The organism is Sulfurovum sp., from assembly GCF_041562805.1.
GTDB lineage: Bacteria > Campylobacterota > Campylobacteria > Campylobacterales > Sulfurovaceae > Sulfurovum.
This window is the reverse complement of the sequence record NZ_JBFFOH010000113.1, coordinates 1-8,046: the sequence shown is the minus strand read 5'-3', so window position 1 is coordinate 8,046 and position 8,046 is coordinate 1. Positions and strand designations below refer to the sequence as shown.

General features: G+C 38.8%; 10 protein-coding genes. 2 read left to right on the top strand and 8 right to left on the bottom strand.

Going from position 1 to position 8,046, the window contains the following annotated elements:
* Window positions 1-269: hypothetical protein (locus ABYK33_RS11530; RefSeq protein WP_373033373.1), on the top strand; the 269-nt coding region annotated here is incomplete at its 5' end.
* Window positions 270-462: 193 nt separating this feature from the next.
* On the top strand, window positions 463-1,479 hold the full coding sequence (locus tag ABYK33_RS11525; protein ID WP_373033372.1) for a hypothetical protein: 1,017 nt from the start codon (window positions 463-465) through the stop codon (window positions 1,477-1,479).
* 36 nt (window positions 1,480-1,515) lie between these two features.
* Here ABYK33_RS11525 and ABYK33_RS11520 read toward each other — a convergent pair whose 3' ends face one another.
* The 8 genes from ABYK33_RS11520 to ABYK33_RS11485 all read right to left on the bottom strand — a co-directional run.
* Window positions 1,516-2,469: a hypothetical protein gene (locus tag ABYK33_RS11520; RefSeq protein ID WP_373033371.1), complete on the bottom strand. Its 954-nt coding sequence runs from the start codon at window positions 2,467-2,469 to the stop codon at window positions 1,516-1,518.
* A gap of 97 nt (window positions 2,470-2,566) precedes the next feature.
* Entirely contained in the window at window positions 2,567-3,244 is a 678-nt protein-coding gene (locus ABYK33_RS11515; protein WP_373033370.1) for a uracil-DNA glycosylase family protein, read from the bottom strand.
* A gap of 10 nt (window positions 3,245-3,254) precedes the next feature.
* Complete coding sequence (locus ABYK33_RS11510; protein WP_373033368.1) at window positions 3,255-4,973, bottom strand: AAA family ATPase; 1,719 nt, start codon at window positions 4,971-4,973, stop codon at window positions 3,255-3,257.
* A 146-nt stretch (window positions 4,974-5,119) separates the two neighbouring features.
* The gene (locus tag ABYK33_RS11505) at window positions 5,120-6,046 is read right to left on the bottom strand and encodes an alpha/beta fold hydrolase (protein ID WP_373033367.1); all 927 of its coding nucleotides are present in this window, start codon (window positions 6,044-6,046) and stop codon (window positions 5,120-5,122) included.
* Between the two features lie 8 nt (window positions 6,047-6,054).
* Window positions 6,055-6,660, bottom strand: coding sequence for a class I SAM-dependent methyltransferase (locus ABYK33_RS11500; RefSeq protein ID WP_373033366.1), 606 nt, complete (start codon window positions 6,658-6,660; stop codon window positions 6,055-6,057).
* Window positions 6,661-6,682: 22 nt separating this feature from the next.
* Complete coding sequence (locus ABYK33_RS11495) at window positions 6,683-7,195, bottom strand: ArsI/CadI family heavy metal resistance metalloenzyme (RefSeq protein ID WP_373033365.1); 513 nt, start codon at window positions 7,193-7,195, stop codon at window positions 6,683-6,685.
* A gap of 27 nt (window positions 7,196-7,222) precedes the next feature.
* Complete coding sequence (locus ABYK33_RS11490; protein WP_373033364.1) at window positions 7,223-7,738, bottom strand: methylated-DNA--[protein]-cysteine S-methyltransferase; 516 nt, start codon at window positions 7,736-7,738, stop codon at window positions 7,223-7,225.
* A gap of 2 nt (window positions 7,739-7,740) precedes the next feature.
* A partial coding sequence (locus ABYK33_RS11485; protein WP_373033363.1) for an MmcQ/YjbR family DNA-binding protein occupies window positions 7,741-8,046 on the bottom strand: 306 nt, incomplete at its 5' end.

The following is an 8,046-nucleotide window of genomic DNA, read 5'->3' as shown; positions in this document are numbered from 1 at the left end:
TTTCTTATGATTTACCAGAAATTCCACAGGATTATCATAATCATTTAGCCTTGATGAAAGAGCTGGGTGTGGCTATTTCGCTTGTAAGTCCTAAAGATGAGCCGTTACTTAGTGAAATAGAAGACAATATGAAAAAAGAAATAGAAGAAAAAACAGTAGAAGGTTTTGTCGCTTCAGATAAGCCTAATCAGTCAGTGCGTAGCAAAAAAGACAAAACAAAAAAACCTCGACACCGTAAAAATAAAATCAAAAAAGATAAAGAAGCATAATTTTTTTCTCACTCCCATCATCTTGACGGGAGCGTAACTAGAGCCCCTTATTTTCACATCTGTAATTCTATATACTCTATAGCTTATGATATGCATTCCCCCTCAGGACGATGGGCACTAAGTTAAGCCAAATGGTGTGTCGAAGCATAATTAATGTAATATGAAGGCAACCATCCCAACAAAAAGAGTGTCCATGTCAACCACTTTAGTGCATCACGCCTCCCAAAACCTAACCGATACACTCCGTGATATTTTTGCGCACGATGAAGGGACTATGTCATTGGTCATTTACGATCTAAATTCTCCTCTTGCCATACTACTTACAGAGGCGTATCGTATAGCATTGCCAAACGGAGTGTTTATCAATTTTCACGACACAGACAAAGACGACATCATGTCACAGATGGAAGTGCTTGAAAGTGGTGATTTTGTGGCACTTATACAGTCTACGAGTTTTCGCTTGTCTGCTTTTCGCATACGTATTGAACTGTTTAAAAAGCACATAAAAGTTGTTGAACACCCCCATCTAGACAGAATGCATAGAGATAATGAAGTGCAAAACTATGTGAATGCTCTAGCTTATGACAAGCAGTATTATCATCATATGGGACATACACTAAAAGAGATGATAAACACTGCTTCGGGTGCAGTTGTGCATAGCGGAGATGAAAAGCTCATCTATCCTGGTGCTTTTGAAGATGCAAAACTAAACATTGGTGACTATACAGAGATGAAAAACATAGGTGGACAGTTCCCCATCGGAGAAGTATTTACAGAACTTAAAGAGTTAACATCTTTAAATGGCAAAACAAAGGTCATGGCATTTGGTGACATCGAGTACAACGTAAACATCCCAGAACAATCCATCACCATAGTCATAGAAAACGGTCAACTTGTCAGAACAGAAAACACCACAGCAGAATTTGAAGCAGTGTTAGATCTCATAAGAGAAGAAGAAGATGTGATCTGGGTACGCGAATTAGGACTTGGACTCAACCGTGCATTTAGCAAAGAGCATTTTGTTTCAGACATGGGGACTTTTGAACGCATGTGCGGTCTGCACCTCTCTTTAGGTGCGAAACATGGTATCTATGGCAAAGAAGGTTTTGGAAGAAATAGCGGTAGATTTCACATAGACGTGATGATAGATACAAACTCGTTTAGCATAGATGATAATGTTGTTTTTGATGGGGAGAAGTGGTTGGTATAAAAAAGGTGGAGACAGTTTCCACCTTAATGTAGAGGGTTAAGCGTTCTCAGATGCTTGGGGCATATACTTTTTATGGATCACTACAGATAAAGGTATCTGCACCACATAGGCGAACATGATAGGCAGTAACATAGAAACACCAAAGGTACTCGCAGAAAAAGTTGAAATGACCAGGGCAAGGGTTAGGTACCGTGTCACAGAGTGCCAAAATGCTGCTCTCTCCTGAGGTGATTCAAGGTTATATACCAGTTTTGAGACAAAAAATGTCAGCATATAAAATACAAAGACCGCTATGAATGAAATGTAAAAAAGTTCTGGTTCAAAGTCGTAAACATCTACAAGAAGTTGAGAACTTTGCAGTCCAAAGAGGTAAAACAATATGATGAAAATACTAATATGACTGATGTACTTACGATAGTTTTGTATCACTGTCAGTAACGGCGTGATGTAACGTACTACTCTACTCGCAATAAACGGAATGACGATCAAAAGCTCGATCACAGCTCCTGAAAACCTGCTAATGCTTATCTTGTCGTCATAGGTGACGCCAAAATACCCTGCACTATAGGTAGCAAACAAATGTAGCATCAGTAGTGAAAGTGAGATAAAAATGAGATTGATAAAGAGTAGTAGAAAGCCAAAAGACGTGTCTGCCCCAGACCGCTTTATCCAGTGCATCACCATGCCTCCACCAGACAATACCGCGATCAAAAACAACCCGGAAGTAATACCAAAATTGTTCGTCAAAAGACCAATCACAACTGCAAAGAACGGCAGTATCAGATAGTTAACAAAAAAACCTTTCAGCAGCACCGCCTTGTGTTCCCACACCAACTTCACATGCGCCAATTCAAATTTAAAAAGTGATGGCATGATAAGGGTTAACCCTGCAAAAAGACATATCTTTGTACTAAATATAAATCCATCAGTGTTATAACCATAAAGAAAGCCAAGCACAGCACCCAAGATAACGATAAAGATTAATTGCATTCACTCTCCCAACCCTCATAATATTTAAGATTGTAGCATAAAATATTTTACTATGTCACTGTGGAATGTATAGGTAGTCAGTTAAATTAACCGTTGCTTAATCCAATACCCTCTTAAAAATCTCCAAATAAGCATCTATATACTTCTGCTTCTCCTTACGTCTATACTGCATCACCCAGCGAGGATGAGGGACAACTTCTATACTCTCAAAACATTTATGTTTATCATTAAAGGCTTTGAGGTATTTGAAATTTTTACCTTGCCCTACACAGATGATATTGGGCTTGGCTTGAGGGAATGACATTTGTTGGAGGAGTGTCTCTTCTATAAAAGGTTCTAAAGCGCTTTGTGTTTCCAAGTCATCATAATAATTATAGTTTTTATTATTTTTCAGAAGTCCAAGCGGCATGACTGTCGTAAAGAAAAAATCTTTATAAAACGTCTCAAGACCACCATACGCTTCCATCACTTCAAACATGAACGCAGCAGATATCTCTACACGTTTGTCAAAACTGTTAGCTATATCACAATACTCTTCCAAATGATACCCGTCTGCAAAACCTATACCCGTAATGCCAGAGCCCAGCCTACCAGGGTTTATACCTATGAGGTAAGTGCGAGGTTTAGTGTCATTATAGTATTTGTTAAAAAATGTCTGCATAACTCTTTGTGTTTCTTCATTGTCAAATGGATAAATGGTCTCTACCCCGTTAGGCAAAGGCAAAGATCTTGGCATCGAAAAATAAAAGTCCAATATCTGTTCTGAAAAAGTCATCATCCCAGCCTTATGTTAAAAACAACATACAAACCCGTAACTCATCATAACTCACTTCTCCATTCAAAGCTTCATATACAGACTTGAGTCTCAACGTACCATCTTCAGCAAAGTTCTCTTTAATGTTCTTGGTTTTTAGCTTTAACACTGCATCATCTACACGTTCAAAGATCTCATCTTTGGGTTTGTACTTCGCTAAGTCTATCTCAGGGACTTCTTCTTTTATACGCGAGAGATGCTGCACAATGGTACTTTTTCCTAAGCCTCTGTTAATAGCTAGTTTCACAAGCGTGTCTGATTTTTCTATGAGGCGTTTTGTCTTCATGTAAGTAGGTGTGACATAAGTAGAGTGTGAGGGTTTACCCTCTTTGATGTTTTGTATCTCTTCGTCTATCTTCTCTTTACTTACTGTGCCACCAAGATGTGAGATATGGCTTTCAAAAAGATTTTCTAAGCTCTCTTTTGTCAATGCTTCTATGCTATCACTAGCCCTCAAAGATGCCATTTTAATCCGCTCATCTATATGCAAAATGAGAGGGTCTACACGCAAGGCCATAGGGTTTAACCCCATCAAACGTAAGCCTTCAATGTTTTTTATACGCGAAAGTGCCACATATCCCTGCCCTGTCTCAAAGGTTTTGCTCAAGTCTATCTCTGCTGCGTCCAGTGTCATACCTTGTGACTTATGTATGGTAATCGCCCATGCCAAACGCAAGGGTACTTGTGAGACGGTCGCTGTAACCTTGCCACTATCATTTTCAATTGACCAGTCTTCGGGTTCTAACTTTATCTTTTTCCCCTCTGTAGTTCGCACTATAGGCATATTATCAATGGGACTGAAACTGAGTACTGTTCCAGTGGTACCGTTCACATACCCTGCTTCTACATTGTTTTTTATGAAGATAACAACTGCACCTTTTTTAAGCGCCAACTCTTCCAAGACTAAAGAAGATTTAAAGATCTTCTCTATGTTCTTTTCGCTCCCTTTTGACTCATAAACAAAACGTTTAGTCTCACCCTCAAGTTTATCCAACTCATCCAGGTTTATGCGGTCTACATCAACATTGTGCGTATAGAGTTTGGTAGGGGTGGCAATACTGAGTTCTTTTTCGTGCCTGCTGGCCAGTAGGTCTTCAGATGAGGCTGATATGTTACCCGAACGTATGTCATCGAGTATTTGTATGAGTCTGTCGTCATCTTGTCTAAATTTCTCTTCCAGGTAACAGGTATGTAAGTCAAGTGCCTTCCATGCAGAAGACTGCCATGCGAAACGCTTCTCTTTGGGTACTTTAGAAACTGGAGGTAATTGAAAGAAATCTCCACTTATCACTACTTGTACCCCACCAAAAGGAGCATCTGTACCCTTAAAACCACGCAGTATCAGATCCATAGAAGAAAAGATCTCTGGTGAGATCATAGAGACTTCATCTATGATGAGAAGTTTGAGTTTGGAAAAACGAGATTTCAGGTACTTCTTGTCTAACAAAAAATCTACATAGCCTTCATCTATGCTATCACGTATACCCAACGCAAAAAATGAATGTATCGTTTGCCCGCCCAAATGTGACGCAGCTATACCAGTAGGTGCCACGATAGTCGGGTACACCCTACGCTCTTTTAAGTACTGTGTATAGAGGTTGAGAAGATAGGTCTTCCCCGTCCCCGCCGAACCAGTGATAAATACATTTTTTCCTGATTTTAATATGTCTAGTGCTGTGTTTTGTTTCATGGCAGTATTATAGCTTATGGGGTTAATATCTAAGACTATTGTTTTAAATATAAACCTTTGATATTTTGACGGTAAGTTCTACTTCTTTTATGTTTGGCACGGATTATCTTTTATCACTAATGTCAGAAGAATGACATATCATTTCATTATTTATCTATTTGTTTGATAAACTTATCCACCTCATCAGCCGTTTGTTCAGGATCTTCAAGTATAGGCACATGTCCTATTTCTTTCAATATGACCATTTTGCTTCCTTTAATCGTTTTATGAAAGAGAGCTGCATCATCTACATGTGTCATCCTGTCCTTTTCTCCCCATAAGATAAGTGTAGGTATATCAATATTTTTTGCCTCAGCACTCACATTCACATCTTTATACATGTCCTCATACATCACTTTTTCTAAATCACGTCTTGAACATTTCTGCTGAAGAAGCGCGTCTTTGACAATGTCTGGAATATACGGAGGCTTATACATGGAATAGTTTAAAAGTGTTTCCAGTCTTTCTCTCGTACAGACATCATAGAGTGGGTTTTTCTCGGATCTCTCTACCAGTTTGACTCCGTCACTTTTCGTTTGTACCATTCCCATAGAGTCTATAAGTATAAGCGCATTTACATTTTCGCTATGGTTAAGTGCATAACGCACGGTAATGGCTCCACCCATGGAATGACCAAACAGATACAATTGCTTGATATTTTTAGCTTCTAAGAAAGTATGTAACCTTTCTGCCTGATCTGTCATCGTGTAACTTAAGGTCTTCTTTGAAACACTGTCCCCATGCCCAGGCATGTCTATCACAATGATATGGTATTTCTCATTCCATGCAGGCACAACCCAATTCCATGTGTCCTTATTTCCACCAAATCCATGGACCAATACCAGTGTTACATCACTCTTTACATCATTCTCAGCATAAACGATCTCACCAAAGTCCAAAGTAATGGACTTTGTCTCCAACCCTGCACTATAGCGTTCATATGACATGGCAACATCATATAATTTTGTGGCACTAAATCCCGTAAAACTCAGTATCCCAACCAGTATAATGAAGATGAGTTTCTGGATTGACATTGTGTGTCCTATTTCCTATACAAAACACAACAGTGATACGGTGCTATAGGCTTATTGATATCCGCTTTCTCTTCATGAACTTTTACAAGACCCTCTTGTTCAAAAAGTTTAAACTCATTGTCATAGAGTGGCCATGGCGGTCCGCCATAACTGTCTTCATCATCCTGTGTATTCGCATAGACTAACAACTCTCCCTCTTTAGCCACAAGAGAAACAATGATAGACACAAGTGTTTCTCTGTCTTCAGGAGGTAAAGACTGGATCGTAAGTCCTTCATAGACAAAGTCATATTTTCCGATAGAAGATTCAGGCATATTATAGATGTCACCTACATGAAAATCAACCTTACTTTCAGGATGTCTTTTTTTAGCTAACGCAATAGCTGAAGGAGAGATGTCTATGGCTTCTACTTCATAACCATGCTTTTCCAGGATCAGTGCATCATCACCTAAACCACACCCGATGACCAGCGCTTTTTTACCTGAGACAACATCATGTTGACTCAAATGTTTTTCCAGGTACACATTAGGTGCTAGTGTCGCCCATGGTATAGTAGCCAGGTCTTCATGGTCTGCATTTTCATATATTGATTCAAAAAAGTTTTTCTTTTCCATTGTTACATACTTTCTAAATATTTTATGAACAACTGTCATTTGATTCAGATGAACAACAACTCTCTTCACTCTTTGTTGGTGTACATGAAGGTGTCTCAGAAAATTTACCAAACGATGGAACGCAGCACCCGTCTTGCGTATCTTTTGTATCTATACCAAAGATTTCTATATCATCCATAGAATGATAATTCTCCCAAATTAAACCGGTAGGATCTGTAACCCAATACTTGTTTGACTCTTTATAACAACAGATAGCACCCTCTTCTACTTTTCCTTTGATACCTTTTGCCTCAAATTCATTTTGCGCTCCAAGCAATGATTCATCACTCTCATACTGGATACCTAAATGATTGAGTCCTTTTTCATGTCCTCTTGTAGATATGGCAAAATTAAGTGATAGATCATCCACTAACCATTGTGCATAATCTTCTTTTACTTTTGTTGCTTCCGTACCAAACTGTACATTATAAAAAGCAATGCTCTCTTCTATATCATCCACTGAGATATGTATATGTAATCTTCTTTTTTCATCCATTTTGTATCCTTTGTATCGTTGGAATGATTATATCGTAAACAAGTTATTTTCTATTTCCAACAACTCTTTCTTTGCATCCAACCCTCCGGCATAGCCAGTTAAAGAACCATCAGAACCCATGATACGATGACAGGGAATCAAAACAGAAATGGCATTGGCACCCACAGCAGAGGCTACGGCTCGCACAGCCGTTTCATTGTTTAGCCCTTTAGCAAGATCCAAATATGAGGCTGTTGTACCAAAAGGTAATTTTAGAAGTGCCTGCCAAACAGACTTTTGAAATTCTGTACCCACCATCAACAAAGGAACATCAAATGTTTTACGTAAGCCCTTAAAATATGCTTCAACTTCTTCCTTAGCCAATGTCAACACAGGAGTCTCTTCTTCTACATAAGTCGCAGAAAGACCCTTTTGTAATCTATTGTCTACAGTTGTTCTATTCTTTCGGTATCGCCAGTCCAGCATACAGAGTTTGTTGTCATATGCGCCTAATATCATCTCTCCAACCGGTGTGTTTATATATTGTATGCTTATTGTATTCATCTTTACCCCAATAATGCTTTTTGTTTCTTTGTCAATTTCTCATACACGAGATCATAAGAGTGGGCTATCAGTTCTTCTACAGTTTCATCATCTACATCTGAATCCTCTACCGTAACAGTATTCCAATGCTTTTTATTCATATGATACCCTGCGATGATCCCTTCATAAAGAGACCGTAACTCCAAGGCATAGATAGGATCACATTTAAGATTAACAGATATAGGTCTATCTTCTGAGGTCAAAGCAAACATTTTATCAGCGATACGATAGACACGAACCTTCTCATCAAAAGGATAATCAAAAGTCAC